The 15,669-nt window shown below is 64.7% G+C and carries 19 protein-coding genes; 5 read left to right on the top strand and 14 right to left on the bottom strand.

Translation table 11 applies throughout. From position 1 onward, the window contains the following. Positions 1-44: 44 nt before the first annotated feature. Both XF30_RS09345 and XF30_RS09340 read right to left on the bottom strand, forming a co-directional pair. Complete coding sequence (locus XF30_RS09345; RefSeq protein WP_036021849.1) at positions 45-410, bottom strand: YciI family protein; 366 nt, start codon at positions 408-410, stop codon at positions 45-47. Positions 411-458: 48 nt separating this feature from the next. Next, entirely contained in the window at positions 459-863 is a 405-nt protein-coding gene (locus XF30_RS09340) for a YciI family protein (protein ID WP_035998515.1), read from the bottom strand. A gap of 264 nt (positions 864-1,127) precedes the next feature. Between XF30_RS09340 and XF30_RS09335 the strand changes: the two genes are divergently transcribed. The 3 genes from XF30_RS09335 (at position 1,128) to XF30_RS09325 (ending at position 3,209) form a co-directional block, all read left to right on the top strand. After that, positions 1,128-1,916: an SDR family NAD(P)-dependent oxidoreductase gene (locus tag XF30_RS09335; RefSeq protein WP_109142499.1), complete on the top strand. Its 789-nt coding sequence runs from the start codon at positions 1,128-1,130 to the stop codon at positions 1,914-1,916. 114 nt (positions 1,917-2,030) lie between these two features. Then, a complete protein-coding gene (locus XF30_RS09330; RefSeq protein ID WP_035998510.1) occupies positions 2,031-2,468 on the top strand; it encodes a hypothetical protein in 438 nt (145 codons plus the stop codon). Between the two features lie 396 nt (positions 2,469-2,864). Further along, on the top strand, positions 2,865-3,209 hold the full coding sequence (locus XF30_RS09325) for a hypothetical protein (RefSeq protein WP_035998508.1): 345 nt from the start codon (positions 2,865-2,867) through the stop codon (positions 3,207-3,209). A gap of 197 nt (positions 3,210-3,406) precedes the next feature. Here the strand turns inward: XF30_RS09325 and XF30_RS09320 are convergent, their stop codons facing one another. From XF30_RS09320 to XF30_RS09305, 4 genes are all read right to left on the bottom strand, one after another. Beyond that, positions 3,407-3,820 carry a VOC family protein gene (locus XF30_RS09320; RefSeq protein WP_109142498.1) on the bottom strand — a complete coding sequence of 138 codons (414 nt, stop codon included), beginning with the start codon at positions 3,818-3,820 and terminating at the stop codon, positions 3,407-3,409. A 30-nt stretch (positions 3,821-3,850) separates the two neighbouring features. Next, positions 3,851-4,390, bottom strand: a complete 540-nt coding sequence (gene kdpF / locus XF30_RS09315) for a K(+)-transporting ATPase subunit F (protein WP_109142497.1) — start codon at positions 4,388-4,390, stop codon at positions 3,851-3,853. 118 nt (positions 4,391-4,508) lie between these two features. Then, a complete protein-coding gene (locus XF30_RS09310) occupies positions 4,509-5,795 on the bottom strand; it encodes an RNA polymerase sigma factor (protein WP_035998501.1) in 1,287 nt (428 codons plus the stop codon). Next, positions 5,792-6,160 (bottom strand): YciI family protein, encoded by a 369-nt coding sequence (locus XF30_RS09305; RefSeq protein ID WP_035998498.1) that lies wholly within the window; start codon positions 6,158-6,160, stop codon positions 5,792-5,794. Before XF30_RS09305 ends, XF30_RS09310 begins: the two co-directional genes overlap by 4 nt. Before the next feature lie 140 nt (positions 6,161-6,300). Between XF30_RS09305 and XF30_RS09300 the strand changes: the two genes are divergently transcribed. Continuing rightward, positions 6,301-7,266, top strand: a complete 966-nt coding sequence (locus XF30_RS09300; RefSeq protein WP_109142496.1) for a 2-hydroxyacid dehydrogenase — start codon at positions 6,301-6,303, stop codon at positions 7,264-7,266. Between the two features lie 15 nt (positions 7,267-7,281). Here the strand turns inward: XF30_RS09300 and XF30_RS09295 are convergent, their stop codons facing one another. Further along, on the bottom strand, positions 7,282-7,962 hold the full coding sequence (locus XF30_RS09295) for a TetR/AcrR family transcriptional regulator (RefSeq protein WP_109142495.1): 681 nt from the start codon (positions 7,960-7,962) through the stop codon (positions 7,282-7,284). 106 nt (positions 7,963-8,068) lie between these two features. On the opposite strand from XF30_RS09295, the gene XF30_RS09290 reads away from it, so the two are divergent. Further along, positions 8,069-8,713 (top strand): glutathione binding-like protein, encoded by a 645-nt coding sequence (locus XF30_RS09290; protein WP_109142494.1) that lies wholly within the window; start codon positions 8,069-8,071, stop codon positions 8,711-8,713. Between the two features lie 36 nt (positions 8,714-8,749). On the opposite strand, the gene XF30_RS09285 is transcribed toward XF30_RS09290, so the two are convergent. The 7 genes from XF30_RS09285 to XF30_RS09255 all read right to left on the bottom strand — a co-directional run. After that, positions 8,750-9,517: a substrate-binding periplasmic protein gene (locus XF30_RS09285; protein ID WP_057028082.1), complete on the bottom strand. Its 768-nt coding sequence runs from the start codon at positions 9,515-9,517 to the stop codon at positions 8,750-8,752. A 17-nt stretch (positions 9,518-9,534) separates the two neighbouring features. Next, the gene (locus XF30_RS09280; RefSeq protein WP_225112963.1) at positions 9,535-9,849 is read right to left on the bottom strand and encodes a c-type cytochrome; all 315 of its coding nucleotides are present in this window, start codon (positions 9,847-9,849) and stop codon (positions 9,535-9,537) included. A 116-nt stretch (positions 9,850-9,965) separates the two neighbouring features. Beyond that, a complete protein-coding gene (locus XF30_RS09275) occupies positions 9,966-11,684 on the bottom strand; it encodes a pyrroloquinoline quinone-dependent dehydrogenase (protein WP_035998486.1) in 1,719 nt (572 codons plus the stop codon). A gap of 324 nt (positions 11,685-12,008) precedes the next feature. Continuing rightward, the gene (locus XF30_RS09270) at positions 12,009-13,313 is read right to left on the bottom strand and encodes a TRAP transporter large permease (protein ID WP_109142493.1); all 1,305 of its coding nucleotides are present in this window, start codon (positions 13,311-13,313) and stop codon (positions 12,009-12,011) included. Positions 13,314-13,344: 31 nt separating this feature from the next. After that, entirely contained in the window at positions 13,345-13,938 is a 594-nt protein-coding gene (locus XF30_RS09265) for a TRAP transporter small permease subunit (RefSeq protein ID WP_109142492.1), read from the bottom strand. A 9-nt stretch (positions 13,939-13,947) separates the two neighbouring features. Next, positions 13,948-14,946, bottom strand: a complete 999-nt coding sequence (locus tag XF30_RS09260; protein ID WP_109142491.1) for a TRAP transporter substrate-binding protein — start codon at positions 14,944-14,946, stop codon at positions 13,948-13,950. Positions 14,947-14,979: 33 nt separating this feature from the next. Beyond that, positions 14,980-15,669: hydantoinase B/oxoprolinase family protein (locus XF30_RS09255; RefSeq protein WP_146207787.1), on the bottom strand; the 690-nt coding region annotated here is incomplete at its 5' end.

Below are 15,669 nucleotides of genomic sequence, written 5' to 3'. Positions count from 1 at the left end.
GAATGACGGCCCACTTGGCCGCCCGGATACCTATTCGTTCAGGGCTACATCTCCGGAATCGGCAGCACGGGCATGACTTCGATCGCCTCGCCCGGGAAGATCGCAAAATGCGGATGGTTCTCGAACAGCTTTGCAGCGTCCTCCTGCGAGGCGGCACGCACCACCGTGAAACCGGTCAGCGCGTTGCTGACCTCGGTGATTCCGCTCCCGTCGATCCTGCGGGTCTTGCCGAGCGGGCCCCCCATCTCGACGATCACGGATTTGTGCTTCTCGACCCAGCCGTGCCAAGCGGCCATGCCCTCCTGCTCCTTCGCCTTCCGCTCGGCCTCGGGCAGCGCGCGCCACGCCGCCATTTTCGATCCGCTCGTGCTGCCGAGATAGACGGCGAGAAATTTGTGTTCGGTGCTCATGGGTTTTCTCCTCAGGGTTGATTGGGAATCGCGCAGCCGCCGTCTCGTCTACGTCTTCAGGTCGCCAAACCCGGCGACGATCTCTTGCACTTCGGGCGAGTAGTCGGCCATCTCCTGCACCTGGCGGACCTCGATGATCTCGTTGGCTGAAGCGGGACATTTCTTGGCCCAGGCGATCGCCTCGGCGCGCGAGGCGACCTCGATCATCCAATAGCCGCCCAGGACTTCCTTGGCTTCCGCGAAGGGCCCGTCGGTGACGATGGGCTGGCCGGTCGCAAACGAGACGCGTGCCCCGGTCGACGGCGGGTGCAGCCCATCGAGCGTGATCAGCACGCCTGCGTCCTTCAGCGCCTCGTTGTAGCGCATCATCGCGGCGACGCGCTCGGGATCGAGCTGCAGCTCCGGCGGCGCGTTCTCGTAGCCGAGCGGGATCATCAGCATCATGAATCGCATGGGATTTCCTCGCTGCTCTCAGTCACTCCGATATGTCCTGCGGGCGGAAACGGCTGGCCCGCGCTCCCCTCCAAGACGAACGGCCTTCTGCCGGGCCGACAGCGGGACAGAAATTATTTAGAGGCCGGAGTGCAGCCGGGCTGGCGCATTCTGCGACCGGATCGGGCTCGATCGGCTCGGCGAGGCCTTTCATGCCGGAACGAAAGCGCAGTAAAAGGAACCGGCGCTTCGCGCGCTGCTCCCGGACACAGGACAGATCAGCCAATGCCGCAAGCCCCGCAAAAAGTCGCCCTCGTCACCGGTGCCGCCCGCGGCATCGGGCTTGCGACCGCGAAGAAATTCTTGGCCGAGGGCTGGCGCGTGGCCCTGCTCGACATCGAGCACGAACTGCTCGGCCGCGCGGTCGCGGACATCGGCCAGAGCGAGGCGACGCTGGCGCTGACCTGCGATGTCGCCGACGCGGCCGCAGTCGGCACCGCAATGACGACGATCGAGCGGCGGTTCGGCCGCTTGGACGTGCTGGTCAACAATGCCGGCATCGCGGTGTTCGCGCCGCTGATGGAGACGTCGGATGCCGACTGGCGCCGCGTGCTCGAGGTCAACCTCACCGGACCGTTCCTCTGCACCAAGGCCGCGGTGCCCCTGATGCGCGACGGTGGTGGCGGCGCCATCGTCAACATCACCTCGATCTCAGCCGTGCGCGCTTCGACGCTGCGCTCGGCCTACGGCACCAGCAAAGCAGGCCTTGCACACCTTACCAAGCAGCTCGCGGTCGAGCTCGCCTCCCTCAACATCCGCGTCAACGCGGTCGCACCGGGGCCGGTCGACACCGCGATGGCGAAGCAGGTGCACACCAAGGAGATCCGCGCCGACTATCACGACGCCATTCCGCTCAACCGCTACGGCCTGGAAGAGGAACTCGCGGAAGCGATCTATTTCCTGTGCTCGGGCCGCGCGAGCTACATCACCGGCCAAATTTTGGCCGTGGACGGCGGCTTCGATGCGGCGGGCATCGGCCTGCCGACGCTGCGCGGGCAAAGGCGCAACGGGTAGGCGCAGGATTTGTAGGGTGGGCAAAGGCGCAACGCGCCGATCCCAAATTTGCGGTGCGGATGGTGGGCACGCTACGCTTTGCCCACCCTACGAAAGCGAGTTGGTGGAGAGTTCATGCAACGCATCACCTTCCTCAAAGCTCTGATGCTTGCATCCGCGCTGCTCGCCGCCGCGCCTGCGGCGGCCGAGATCCGCATCATCCAGTCCCCGGGCGGACAGGTCGGGCCGTTCCTCGATCTGTTCGAAAAGGTCCGCGACAGTGGCGAGCGCGTGGTGATCGACGGCCCCTGCCTGTCCGCCTGCACGCTGGTGCTGAGCATCGTGCCGGGCGAGCGCATCTGCGTCACCAAGCGCGCCGTGCTCGGCTTCCATGCCGCACGCTCGGTTGACCGGCGCGGCCGCTTCTATGCCGAGCCGGAAGCATCGGTCGCGGTGCTTGCCGCCTATCCCGGTCCGGTGCGCGACTGGATCAGCCGACGTGGCGGTCTGACCTCGCGGCTGCTGCTGTTGAAGGGGCGCGATCTCGCCGCGATCTATCCGCGTTGCCGCTGATACAGCCCGCAGCCGCCAACCGCTTTCAAAACAGCGTCTGGATCACTGGCGCCAGCTTCGCGCTGGCGCAAATGAGCATTCCCCAAAGAGCAAAGTTGATCTGTAGCGCCGCCGCCATCGGTCGCTCCCCTTGCAAGTGACGTCCATCCCAGTTTGTAGCTTTTATGACTCACCAATAACGATTCTGACGTGCAGAGCACAGCCCAATCTTGCGCCAATTGTTGTGCGATGCAGCTCGCTTCACGAAGCGGCCTCACTGCGTCCGCAAAGTGATGCGAAAGCACGACTCATATTCGGCCATGCCGGCAAGTTTGTTTTGCCTTGAGTTCCATTGAACCGACGATGCGCGTGTCTCACGCAGATTCTGCGCGCCGATTGTGGAGGCAAAAGCCCGGCATGATTCGACACGGCTTGATCGTGCTCACTTTTTGCACAGCGCTGATCGGATGCGCAGAGGCGCCAGCGCAGGAACGCCGCGCCATTGCATGGGATGGCCTCGGCAAGGATCCGAACCGTCCGCATGTGGCCAAGCGGCGCGTCACGACCGGCGCGCCGGCGGCAAGTGATCCCAATCAGGAGCGCGAAAAAGTGCTCGGCACATTGCGCCCCTATTCCGAGGCGTGGTGGGCGGTCCAGGACGAGATACAGGCGGAGAACGACAGGAAGCTGGGCGCCAAGCTCGTGATCTGTCCTCGCTGCGTGGAATCGTCGCCCGAGGACGTCACCGGATCAATCCGGTGAAAGGACAACGGCTGATCGGCGCCTGACGTAACGAAACGTACGTCCCCTCTCCCGCAGCATTGGAGAGAGGGGATCGCAACGTGACGGTCGCGCCCAAAGCGCGATGCGATAGGATAAATCGTCATCGCGCTTTAGGTTGTTGTTTGAGCATGATCTTTTCGGAAAACCGCTTCACACTTTTCCGGATCATGCTCCTATCACATGCCCTCGGCCGGGCAATTCACCATCCAGGGAATGCCGAACTTGTCGACACACATGCCGAAGCCCTTGGCCCAGAACGTCTTGCTGAAGGGCATGGTGACGCTGCCGCCGTCGGCAAGCGCGTTGAACTTGCGCTCACCATCCGCGGGGTCCTTGACTGTAATCGAGATTGCAAAGCCCTGCGGCTTCTGGAAATGCTCGGCCGGCGAGTCGGAGGCCATCAATACCGTGCCGTCCGGCAGTGACATCCGCGCATGCATGATCATCTTCTCGCGGCCGGGCGTAGCCGGCACCTCCGGCGGAGCATCCGATGCGCGCATCATCGCGTCGATCTTGCCGCCGAGAACCTTGGCGTAATAGTTGAACGCTGCTTCGCAATTGTCCTGGTAGAACAGATAGGGATTGAGCATCGTTTCTCTCCTCTTCGTTTGCAGTGAGGCTTATTGCTTCTCGGTGAGCTTCTTCAGGCCGGCGAGGCCGGTCTCGAAATCCCTGCCGATCATGCTGTCCATGTTGAAGAACACCTGCATCAGCTTGGACAGGAACGGGGCCGGACCGTACATTACCCATGTGACGAGTGTGGCATCGCCTTGCGGCACAAAGGTGAACTCGGCGGTGTTGTGGCCTTCGAACGGCCGCTCGAAATCAAGCTTGATGCGGAGCTTGGAGGGGCCGTTCGCCTCCAGGATCTCCATATGGCCGGCGCCGACCTTGTTGTTGCCCTCCCAGGCATAGGTCGCACCCTTCCCTGCCGCGGTTCCGCCGAACGTCCGCTTCATGGCGGGATCGCGGGTCTCATACGGCGACCAGGCGGTCCAGCGATGGAAATCGGCAACCAGCGGATAGATCACAGCGGCCGGTGCCTTGACGGCGAGCGAGCGTTCCACACGGAACGTGTCGGGTTTCGTCAGGGCGAAGACGAGGACCGCGGCAAGGCCGGCGGCGAGAACGATGGCGATGACGGCAATGGCTTTCAGCATGGATAGCTCTCCGTGGATACGGAGCCTAGGACGAACGGGGGAGGCCCCGGCCCGACAATGGGACAGAAATTCTTTGGCGCACTGCGCACCCCACGTCATGGCGTGGAAACAGACGGGCCTACTTCGCCTTGGCGCTTTCCTTTGCCTTCGGCTGGCTGTCCCGGATCAGGCGATCGAGATGCATGCGGATGTGGGCGGCTTCGGCCGAGGTGTTGGCGAGCGCGATGGCGCGATCGAAGGCGATTCGGGCTTCGTCGTTGCGGCCGAGCTGCATCAGGAAGGCGCCGCGCACGCCGTAGAAATGGAAATAATTGGCGAGCTTCGGCGCCAGCGGCTCGATCAGCTCGAGCGCGGCCTGCGGCCCGCGCACCTTGGAGACCGCGACCGCCCGGTTGAGCGTCACCACCGGCGAGGGCTGCACCACTTCGAGCGCGCCGTAGAGCAGGTCGATCTCCGTCCAGTCGGTCTCCTCCGGCGTCGCCGCACGCGCATGCAGGGCGGCGATCGCGGCCTGGATCTGGTAGGGCCCGCTGCGGCGGTGGCGCATCGCCTTGTCGATCAGCGCGAGGCCCTCCGCGATCATGGTGCCGTTCCACAACGAACGATCCTGATCGTCCAGCAGGATCAGCGACCCGTCCGCGGCAAAGCGCGCCGCGCTGCGCGCGTGCTGCAACAGGATCAGCGCCGTCAGGCCCATGATCTCCGGCTCGCTCGGAAACAGCCGCAGCAGCAGCCGCGCCAGCCGGATCGCCTCCTCGCACAGCGGCTTCCTGATCTCCGCGGTGTCACCGCTCGCCGAATAGCCTTCATTGAAGATCAGGTAGATCATCGCCGCGACGCCGGCGAGCCGTTCAGAGCGCTCGACCGCGCCCGGCGCCTCGAACGGCGTCCCGGCCTCGGCCACCTTTGCCTTGGCGCGCGTGATGCGCTGCTCCATCGCCGCTTCCGAGACCAGGAACGCGCGGGCGATCTGCTTCACCGTGAGGCCCGAGACGATGCGCAGCGCCAGCGCGATCTGCTGCGTCGCCGGCAGTCCTGGATGGCAGCAGATGAACATCAGCCGCAAGATGTCGTCGCGATAATGCGAGCCGTCGAGCCGCTCGGCGAGTTCGCCCTCGGCATCGTCGAGATCGGAGATCGCCTGGTCGTCCTCAGGCAGCGGCTGCTGCCTGCGCGCGCGTCGCACTTCGTCGATCGCGACGTTGCGGCCGACCATGATCAGCCAGGCCGCGGGATCGCGCGGCGGCCCATTCTGCGGCCAGGTCTTGAGCGCGCGCAGGCAGGCGTTCTGAAACGCCTCCTCGGCGGTGTCGAGATCGCGGAAATAGCGCAGCAGCGCGCCGACCGCCTGGGGTCGCGCCGAAGTCAGCGCAGTCTCGATCCAGGCGGTATCGGCCTCGCTCACGTCAGGTTTCCTCCGGGCCGGAACACACCGACGGGACGCACCTCATAGGCGCCGCCGGGATTGGCGGCACCCAGCTCGCGTGCGACGTCGAGCGCGTCGTCGAGATTCTTGCAGTCGACGATGTAGAAGCCGAGGAGCTGCTCCTTGGTCTCGGCATAGGGACCGTCGAGCACCAGCGGCGGATCCTCCTTGCGCAGCGTCGCCGCCGCGGTCGTCGGCAACAGCCGCGCCACCGGCCCGAGTCGACCCTGCCTGGTGAGCTTCTCCTGCACCACGGTGAGCTTCTTCATCACGGCCTCGTCCTGTTCCTTGCTCCAGGAGCCGACGAAATCCTCATCGTGATAGCAAAGAATGGCGTAAAGCATGGGCAGCACTTCCCTCGTCTGTTCTGAAGACGCGCCAATATGCCCCGCCCCGACAGCGCTGCGGAAAAAATTTGCAAGAAAAATCCGGCAGATCGTGCCAAGGAGGGCCTTCTTGCGCGGAACCTGAAGAGGCACTTCGAATGACCATGGGCACACTGGCCGTCCTGATCAACAGCACGCAGCAGAACTGGCTGCCGGAGCGCTGGAAGGCCCGCTTCGACGCGGTCTGCGGGGGACGCCGCGTGGTGCTGCTGCCGGACGCCGGGCTCGATCCGGCGGAGGTGCATTATGCGGCGGTGTGGAAGCCGGTGCCCGGCGATCTCGGTGCGTTCCCCAATCTGCGGGCGATCTTCAACCTTGGCGCCGGCGTTGACGCGCTAATGGCGGACAAGAGCCTGCCCGAGGTGCCGCTGGTGCGCGTCGCCGTGCCCGATCTCACCAATCGCATGACCGAATATGTCGTGCTGCACGTTCTGATGCATCACCGCCAGGAGCTTTACCTGCGGCAATCGCAGCGCGAGAAGCGCTGGGAGCCCAGATATCAGTGGCCGGCGAGCGCGATCACGGTCGGCGTCATGGGGCTGGGCACGCTCGGCGCCGATGCGGCCGACGTGCTGCGGCGGCTCGGCTTCCGCGTCGCCGGCTGGAGCCGCAGCCCGCGCACGATCGAGGGCGTCGAATGCTTCCATGGCGCCGCCGGAATGGACGCGTTCCTGCGCAAGACCGATATCCTGGTCTGCCTGCTGCCGCTGACATCAGACACGCACGGCATCCTCAACCGCGAGGTCTTCGCCAAGCTCAATCGCACCAGCCCGCTCGGCGCGCCGGTGCTGATCAATGCCGGCCGCGGCGGCCTGCAGAACGAGGCCGATATTCTCGCCTGCCTCGACGACGGCACGCTCGGCGCCGCCTCGCTCGACGTCTTCGTGCAGGAGCCGCAGCCGAAGGACAGCCGGTTCTGGACCCACCCCAAGGTGGTGTTGACGCCGCACAATGCCGCCGACACCGACGCGGATGCGATCTCGGCCTATGTCGCCGAGCAGATCGCCCGGTTTGAGGCGGGCGGCGCGCTGGAGAACGTGGTGGACCGAACGCGGGGATATTGAAGCTTCGCTTCCAGCTTATCCTTTGGCGCCGATCATCACGTCGATCGCGCACTTGACGATCGCCTCCAGCTCCTTGCGCGGCACGCGGGCGCGGGAGCGGATGGCGATGGTGTGGATGGTGGCCGATGCGATCTGTGCCAGCGCGAACGGATCGGCGCTCTCCGGCAGCTCGCCTTTCTCCTTGGCGCGGCGGAAGCAACTGGCAAAGGCCTTGTCGAGCCCGGTGAGGCCGTCCAGCACCATGGCGCGGATCTCGGGATCGCCGACCGCCTCGGAGGCCGCGGTCACGACCGTGAAGCAACCGCGCGGTCCGGTGTCGCCGGACAGATAGATGTCCAGCGCGGCTGCGTAGATGCGCTCCAGCCGCTGGCGCAGCGGCATCTCCTCGCGGAAGATCGCGACCATCGCCGCGCCCGCCTCGTCGCGATAACGCTGGTAGCTCTTGATGTAGAGCTCGCGCTTGTCGCCGAAGGCGCCGTAGAGGCTCGGCCGGTTCATGCCGGTGGCGGCGCTGAGATCGTCGAGCGAGGTGGCCGCGAAACCCTGCTTGCGGAACAGATCGAGCGCCTTGCCGAGCGCGACATCGGGCTCGTAGGCGCGCGGACGGCCGCGGCGCTTAGGCCCACCGCGACGCTCGGGCTCGCCGCGGCGTTCGGGCTGATTGGCAGCAGCTGGCGGCTTCGATTTTTGTACCATTCCGCAAGTTATTCCTTGACCTCACCCATATTATGCAAGATGGTACAAAAATCAATCTGGCCAGGTTGAGCGACATCCAAAGAGGAATTGCCCAAGGAGGCTACAGATGGATCTCTATTTCTCGCCGCTTGCCTGCTCGATGGCGACACGCGTCGCGCTGTACGAAGCAGGCGCCGAGGCGAACTACCTCGAAGTCGATCCGCCGACCAAGAAGGTCTTGAGCGACGGCTCCGACTTCCGCACCGTGAATCCGATCGGCCTCGTGCCGACGCTGCGCACCGATGAAGGCATGGTGCTGACCGAGAACGCTGCGATCCTGCAATATGTCGCGGACCGTTTCCCGCAAGCCGGCCTCGGCGCGAGCGCCGGCATCGAGCGCACCCGACTGCATCAATGGCTCTGCTTCATCGGCACCGAGCTGCACAAGGGCCTCTTCATCCCCATGCTCGACCGCAAGGCGCCGCAGGAAGCCCAGGCCTATGCCCTGGAAAAGAACCTGTCGCGGCTCGACTATCTCGACAATTACCTGAAAGGACGCGAGTTCCTGCTCGACCATTTCAGCGTGGCCGATGCCTATCTCGTCACGGTCATCAACTGGACCATGGCGACGCCCCCGATCGAGCTTGCGAAATGGCCGAACCTGAAGGCGTATCACGAACGGCTGCGTCAGCGACCTTCGATTGCCAAGGCGATCGCGGAGGAGTTCGAGCTGTACAAGGCCGAGCTCGCGCGGAAGAAGGCGGCGGCCTGAGGCCGCACGCGAGCTCCGTATTCGCGCGGCAGCGCGCTATCTCGGCGCCTGCAGCGCGATGCCGTAGCGGCGGTAGATCCGGTCGATCGTGCCGTCGCTGCGCAGCCGCTCCACGGCTGCGTCGATGGCTTCGCGCAACGCATCGTCCGGGCGGACCATGCCGACGCCGACATTCCAGTTCAGATCGGCCGTGCTCTCGTCGCGATCGAGGATCCGGAGCGGTTTGTCCGGATGGGTCAGATTGAAATAGCTGGCGGCGGTGGGCGTGACCGCAGCGGCGTCGATCTCGCGGTTCGACACGGCCTCCAGGCTGTCGCTCTCGAAGCCGAAGGTCGATATCGGCACGCGCCGCTGACCGATAATCATGGCTGCGATCGATCCAACCTGCACGCCCACCTTGGTCGATTCGTTGAGGCTGGCGAAGGACGTGAGCGTGCTGGATGACGGCACGGCGAGCGCGACGCCTGTGCGATAATAAGGCTTGGAGATTCTCAGACGGGTTTCGCCTTGCGCTTCGCGATCGGCGATGACGTCCAGGAGAATGTCGCAGCCGGCGCTGCGCATCTGGTACTGCGTGATGATCCAGTCGAGCCGCAGCGAGACACCGAGCTCGCGTGCCAGCACCCGACCGAGTTCGACCTGGAAGCCGGGCGGATCGCCGGTCTTGTGCGCGAAGGGAAGCGAATTGGGATGTGCGCAGAGCCCGATCACGCCGCTGGAGCGGATCGCCTCCAGGGGGCGCGCCGCCGCCTGCCCCGACAGGACGATGGCGGCAGCGACGATGACCGGGACAAATGTCTTCATTCCACACTCTATGCTAGTCAGCCGTCGCGCGGTTTCAGGGCGCGGATGTACTTGACCATCTGGTCGATCTGGGCGTCGGTGAAGGCGCCGTCAAAGGCCGGCATCGCTCCTTGCTTGCCGAGCTTGATGCGACTGCGGATATAGTCGTCGTCGCGCGGCGAATTCATCAGTTGCGGCCCCTTCCCAGCGGCCCGGCCACCGTCGGAGTGACAGAAGCCGCAAGTCCCCGCAAACACCTGCTCGACCTCGAACGCCGCGTTCTCCGGCGCGGGTGTGGCGGATTGGGCCTGGGCCATCGCAGCCCACAGCAACGAGGCGCCCAGCCCCGCCAAAATCGTCTTGCAAGACAGTCTCAACAGCTACGCTCCATTCCTGATCCGCGCACCGCCGCGACATCGATCGAGGAGCGGGCTTGCGCCCGCTCCAGGATCGGAACATCTGCGGCAGACTATTTCAGGCTGAAGACGACCAGGGCGCCGTCGTCACGCGGCATGCTCTTGTAGACGCCGCCGAAGTTCGGCGCATATTCGTCCGCCAGCATCCCGCCGAAGCCCGCCGTCACCGCGATATATTGCTTGCCGCCGACGGAGTAGCTGACGATGCCGCCCTGATGGCCGGTGCCGTTGTTGTGCCTCCATAGCTCGGCGCCAGTTTCGGCATCATAGGCGTGCAGCACGCCACGCGAATCAGGCACGAAGACGAGGTTGCCTGCGGTCGACAGCACGCTTCCGAGCGGAGGCTCGGGATAGCGAACCTCCCATTTCTTCGCGCCCGTGATGGGATCGCGCGCGTCGAGATGTCCGTAGATCTCGCCACCCGGAGGAGGCACCATCTTGAAATCGGCACCGATGTTGAGCTGGACCTGCGGCGTGGTGACCGGCGTCGTCTTCTGGATATCCAGCGTCATGCACCATTCCTGTCCGATCTTGTAATAGAGACCGGTCTTGGGGCTGTAGGAGCCGGCGTTCCAGCTGATGCCGCCGCCGATGAACGGACACAGCGGCGGTTCGGTGACCTTGCCGACCGGGAAATCGCGACGGCCGATCAGGGCGCCGGTCTTGGGATCGATGTCCTTGACGAAGTTGATGTTCTCGACCAGCCGCCAGACGTTCTTCACTTTGAGATTGCGGTCGTAGACGAAGACAAAGCCGCCCTTGTTCGGATGGACCACGTATTTCTGGCCATCACGCTCGAGCATCACGAATTCGCCGACCGAGCTGTCGAAGTCCCAGGCATCGTGCGGCAGTTCCTGATGGTAGAATTTCAGCTTGCCGGTATCGATGTCGAGGCCGATCACCGAGCTCGTATAGAGGTTATCGCCGGGACGCGCGCCCTGGGTCTTGTAGTCCGGACCCGACCAATCGTAGAGCGGCGCCGGATTCGCAGTGCCCCACAGGACAGTGTTGGTCTCGGAATCGTAGGTGCCCGGCATCCAGCCGCCACCACCGCCGGTGCGCCAGGACTCGTTGCCCCAGGTCTTCATCGCCTCTTCGGTGCCTGCGACCGTGAGGAACTCCCACTTCTTCTTTCCGGTTGCGGCATCGAGCGCGAAGATCGGGCCGCGGCCCGGCCATTCGCCGCCTTGCGCGCCGATGATCACGCTGCCCTTGGCGTAGAGCGGCGCGCCGGTGAAGCCGACCGTCAGCTTCTGCGAGTCGATCAGCCTGGTCTCCCAGAGAACCTTTCCGGTCTTGGCGTCCAGCCCGAAGACACGACCGTCCATGGTGCCGACGAAGACCTTGCCTTCGCCGAGAGCGACGCCGCGGTTATAGGGCGAGTGGGTCTGGCGGCTGATCAGCGCTTCATCCAGCTCCGGAAAGAACGACCAGATCACCTCGCCGCTGGCGCCGTTCAGCGCGAAGACCCGGCTGTAAGAGCCCGAATAGTACAGCACGCCGTCGGCGACGAGCGGCATCGACTGCAGGCCGCGCGTCGATCGCCCGGGAATGTGCATCCATGCCACGCCCAGATTGCCGACATTGCTCGTATTGATCTGTGTAAGCGGGCTGTAGTGATGGGATTTGTACGAACCGTGATAGGTGAGCCAATCGTTCTGGCCGGCGGCCTCGATCCGGGCCGTATCCACGGACTGAGCCAATGCCGCCGTCGCTGCAAGTGTCGCAACGACAACGACAGCCAAGGCCGAGCTGAGCCACTGTTTCCTCATTTGCACTTCCTCCCGCTCTTGTGTTTGTTGATTGCGTCTCGTGAATGCGGCTTGCGAGGGGTATTTGCAGTTCAGTGTGCGTCGATCGTCCTCCATCGGACCGAATCGTCAACAGACGTCCCCTCTCTCGGCGCATCGCGCCGAGGAGCCACGTTCACTGGAGTGGTTGCTGTTGTACTTCTGCTTGCCGTTACACTGTACGACGGATCACAGGGCGTGCAAATATGGAATGCGCGCCGAAGTCAATTCGATGCAGCGCGACTTGAAACGGCAGCGACGCTGACCGTTTTTGCTTTCGATCCGCCGATCCCGGAACAAGTCGTCTTATCCGTAAAGCACCTTCGGCAGAATCGTGACGATGCCCGGCCACAGCGTCAGCAGCAGCACGAATCCGATCATGATCATGAGGTACGGCATCGTGACGCGGGCGATATAGCCGAGACCGTCGTCGGTCAGCCCCTGGATCACGAACAGGTTGAAGCCGACGGGCGGCGTGATCTGCGCCATCTCCACGGCGAGCACAAGGAAGACGCCGAACCAGACCTCGTCGAAGCCGGCACCCTTCACGATCGGCAGCACGATCGGCAGCGTCATCACGATCATCGAGAAGCCGTCGAGGAAACAGCCGAGCACGAGATAGAAGACGATCAGCGCCACGATCAGCATGAAGGGCGACAGGCCGAGGCCCTTGACGAACGCGGCCACCGCCTGCGGGATGCCGAGGAAGGCCGCGGCATTGCCGAGGATCGAAGCCCCCAGCACGATCAGCGCGATCATCGAGCAAGTGACGACCGAGCCGATCAAGACGTCGCGGATCACCTGCTGCGACATTGCGCCTTGCGCCCAGGCAACCAGGGCCGCGCCGAGCACGCCGACCGCGGCAGCTTCCGAGGGCGTTGCGAGCCCGCCATACATCGAGCCGAGCACGCATGCGATCAGGAACAGCGCCGGCGCGAGATCCTTCAGTGCTGCAAAGCGCTCGCTCCACTGCACCTGCGAGAGCTTGGCTTCGGTCTCGGGCACCATCGCGGGTTTGAGGGTGGTGTGCAGCATCACCCAGGCCATGAACGTCGCGGCCAGCAGGAAGCCCGGCAGCACGCCGGCGGTGAACAGCTTCAGGATCGAGACGTCGCCGAGCACGCCGTAGATGATCATGATGTTGGAGGGCGGGATCAGGAAGCCCAGCGTGCCGGCGCCGGCGAGCGAGCCGATCGCGATGTCACGAGAATAACCTCGGCGCGTGAGCTCGCTGAGCGACATGCGGCCGATCACCTGCGTCGTCGCGGCCGACGAGCCCGAGATCGCCGCGAAGATGGTGCAGCCGATCACGTTCACATGCAGCAGGCGCCCGGGCAGCAGCCCGGCCCAGGGCGCCAATCCCTGAAACAGGGAGCGTGACAGACGGGTGCGGAATAGCAACTCGCCCATCAGGATGAACAACGGCAGCGCCAGCAGCTCCTGCGTGGTCAGGATGTTCCAGGCGTATTGCGGCAGCAGCTTGTCGAGCGGGACCGAACGGAACATCGCGAGCAGCAGCGTCGCGGTCAGCGCAAGCGTGAGGCCGATCCAGACGCCGCAAGCTAGCAGCACAAACAGGATCGCGAACAGGGCGACGACTTCGATGGTCATGCGATCTTGGATCCGGATGCGGGCAAGGCGGTCATTCGACGGGCGAGGCCTTCATGCGATGGTCCTCCAGCGGCAGGCCGAGCGCGGCCTGGATCGCACGCGCGAGGAACTGCAGCGTCAGCAGCAACATGCCGAAGGTGACGATCGCTTGCGGAAACCACAGCGGCGTGTCGCTCGAGGTCGAGACCTGGCCGCGCACGAAGGCGCTCCAGGCGAATTTCGCCATGGCCATGGTCAGGAACGCCATGAAGGCGAAGCCGGCCGCCGCCGAGAGGATCTCGAGCGCGCGCTGCACCGGCACGGGTGCGTTCTTCAGGAGCAGCACGACGCGGATGTGGCCGCCGACGCGCAGCGTCATGGCGGCACCGAAAGTGAAGGCCGCCGCCATCAGATAGGAGGAATATTCCCACGCGATCGAGATGGTCGGCGGGAAGAACGGCAGGAAGTTCGAGAGGAAGCGGGTTACGACCTCGCACAGCATCAACAGCGTCAGCATCAGGAGACAGAAGCCGCCGATCCAGCCGTCGAGCCGGCCGAGGCGATCGATGCCGTCGAGGACGATGCGCAGCGGCGCAGGCGCCGCCGCGTTGAGGCTTTGCGATGCTTCAGGCGAAAGGCTCACCACGCCTCGTCCTCAGCCGCGCTTAATTTCGGCGAGATAGGCCCGCACCGGCTTGTCGGCCGCCGGCACGCGCTTGAGGAAGGCATCCAACTGCGGCGCGGTCTTGGCCCGGATGTCCTTCATCATGGCGTCCGAGACCGGCACCACCTCCATGCCGCCTTCCTTAAGGCGGTTGAGGCTGTCGACATCGGCCTTGAGCGAATTGGCCCAGAAGCCGGGCTCCATCTTCGCCGCGATGTCAGCGACCAGCTTCTGTTGATCGGCGCCGAGCGCCTTCCAGGCATCGAGATTGACGGTGAGCATCTGCGACGACCAGACATGGTTGGTCGGGTAGACGTATTTCAGGAACTCCCAGAACTTGCCGTCGACGCCGGACACCGACGAGGTGGAGACCCCGGCCACCGCGCCGGAGGCGAGTGCGGGGATCGTTTCGCCCCAGGGGATCATCACCGCCGCCATACCGATGGCATTGAGCATCTCGACCGCGTTCTTGTCGGGCACGCGGATCTTGATGTTCTTGAGGCCCTCGACGTCGGCGACCTTCGCCTTCAGATGCAGATATTGCGTCGGCCACGGCACGATGTAGAGGATCTTCTGATTGTTACGCGCGGCGATCTTCTCGTATTCGGGCCGCACATATTTGTGCAGCACCTTGAGCTCGTCCACGGAGCCGCAGAGGAAGGGGATGCTCTCGACGCCCATGAAGGGCTCGTCGCCGACCTGCTGGATGTTGAGGACGTCGGCGAGCGGCACCAGGCCGTCGCGCACGGCCCGCAGGTGCTCGGGCCCCTTGAAGCCGAGCTGGCCGCCGGCCTTCACGGTGATGGCGACCGCACCATTGCTTTGCTTCTTCACTTCCTCCGCGAAGGCCATCGCGTTCTGGGTGTGGAAATTGCCGTCGGGCCAGACCGTCGACATATCCCAGCTCGTTGCCGCCCGTGCGCGAGTCGAGATGTGGCCGGCGGCGAGCAGCGTCGCTGCGCCCACAGTGAAGTTCCGTCGCGTAATCATTGCTCCCCTCCGTTTACCGAGCGTGTTGATGCATCAACGCGCGTACCCATAGACCTTGACTGCGTTCTCCGAAGACACGAGACCGCTTGCGACGTCGTCGTTGACGGCCGAGCGATCGCGCTCCCTGGGATCGCCGATGCCGGCACCGCCGGGCGTCAGCACGACCAGCCGGTCGTCCGGCGGCACCTGCTGAAAGCCCTTGCCGCGCAGCTTCTTGCCGGACTTCAAACCGACATAGCCGGCCTCGCCGTTCTGGCCGCCGTCCCGCCCGCGCGGCGGGTGGTCGATGCGGTCGAACGCGGCGAGGATGTCGAACGGCGCATCGACCCCGCTGCCGACTTCGATGATCTGGCCGAGGCCGCCGCGGGTGCGCCCTGCCCCGCCGGAATCCGGGCGCAGCTCCTTGCGCCAGAAGATCAGCGGCGTCTGCGTCTCCGCGATCTCGACCGGCGTGCCGCGCACGCCGCTTGGGTAAGCGGTCGCCGACAGCCCGTCCTTGCCGAAGCGCGCACCGGTGCCGCCGTTGGAGGTGACTGCCATCGAGAACCCGTAATTGCCGCCGGCGCCGGAGCGGGTCTGGCCGCGCACGTTGAGATTCCACAGGCAGGAGGTCCCTTCCGCAGGCACGCGCTCGGGAATGATCTGGCGCAGGCAGCCGAACACGACGTCCGGCAGCATCTGGCCGATGACGTGGCGCGACGCCCTGAGACTCCAAGGCACACA

Origin of the sequence: Bradyrhizobium sp. SUTN9-2, from assembly GCF_003122645.1 — a bacterium.
Classification (GTDB): domain Bacteria; phylum Pseudomonadota; class Alphaproteobacteria; order Rhizobiales; family Xanthobacteraceae; genus Bradyrhizobium; species Bradyrhizobium yuanmingense.
Note: the sequence above shows the minus strand (reverse complement) of the source record. Positions and strands in the feature narration are given on the sequence as shown.

Bases quoted from the DNA above. Each gene is read 5' to 3' on its own strand.
- XF30_RS09340 (WP_035998515.1), bottom strand. From the start codon at position 863: ATGCGATTCATGATGCTGATGATCCCGCTCGGCTACGAGAACGCGCCG.
- XF30_RS09285 (WP_057028082.1), bottom strand. From the start codon at position 9,517: ATGAAGACATTTGTCCCGGTCATCGTCGCTGCCGCCATCGTCCTGTCG.
- XF30_RS09295 (WP_109142495.1), bottom strand. From the start codon at position 7,962: ATGGTACAAAAATCGAAGCCGCCAGCTGCTGCCAATCAGCCCGAACGC.
- XF30_RS09275 (WP_035998486.1), bottom strand. From the start codon at position 11,684: ATGAGGAAACAGTGGCTCAGCTCGGCCTTGGCTGTCGTTGTCGTTGCG.
- XF30_RS09345 (WP_036021849.1), bottom strand. From the start codon at position 410: ATGAGCACCGAACACAAATTTCTCGCCGTCTATCTCGGCAGCACGAGC.
- XF30_RS09325 (WP_035998508.1), top strand. From the start codon at position 2,865: ATGATTCGACACGGCTTGATCGTGCTCACTTTTTGCACAGCGCTGATC.
- XF30_RS09320 (WP_109142498.1), bottom strand. From the start codon at position 3,820: ATGCTCAATCCCTATCTGTTCTACCAGGACAATTGCGAAGCAGCGTTC.
- XF30_RS09330 (WP_035998510.1), top strand. From the start codon at position 2,031: ATGCAACGCATCACCTTCCTCAAAGCTCTGATGCTTGCATCCGCGCTG.
- XF30_RS09305 (WP_035998498.1), bottom strand. From the start codon at position 6,160: ATGCTTTACGCCATTCTTTGCTATCACGATGAGGATTTCGTCGGCTCC.
- XF30_RS09335 (WP_109142499.1), top strand. From the start codon at position 1,128: ATGCCGCAAGCCCCGCAAAAAGTCGCCCTCGTCACCGGTGCCGCCCGC.
- XF30_RS09260 (WP_109142491.1), bottom strand. From the start codon at position 14,946: ATGATTACGCGACGGAACTTCACTGTGGGCGCAGCGACGCTGCTCGCC.
- XF30_RS09270 (WP_109142493.1), bottom strand. From the start codon at position 13,313: ATGACCATCGAAGTCGTCGCCCTGTTCGCGATCCTGTTTGTGCTGCTA.
- XF30_RS09300 (WP_109142496.1), top strand. From the start codon at position 6,301: ATGACCATGGGCACACTGGCCGTCCTGATCAACAGCACGCAGCAGAAC.
- kdpF (WP_109142497.1), bottom strand. From the start codon at position 4,390: ATGCTGAAAGCCATTGCCGTCATCGCCATCGTTCTCGCCGCCGGCCTT.
- XF30_RS09290 (WP_109142494.1), top strand. From the start codon at position 8,069: ATGGATCTCTATTTCTCGCCGCTTGCCTGCTCGATGGCGACACGCGTC.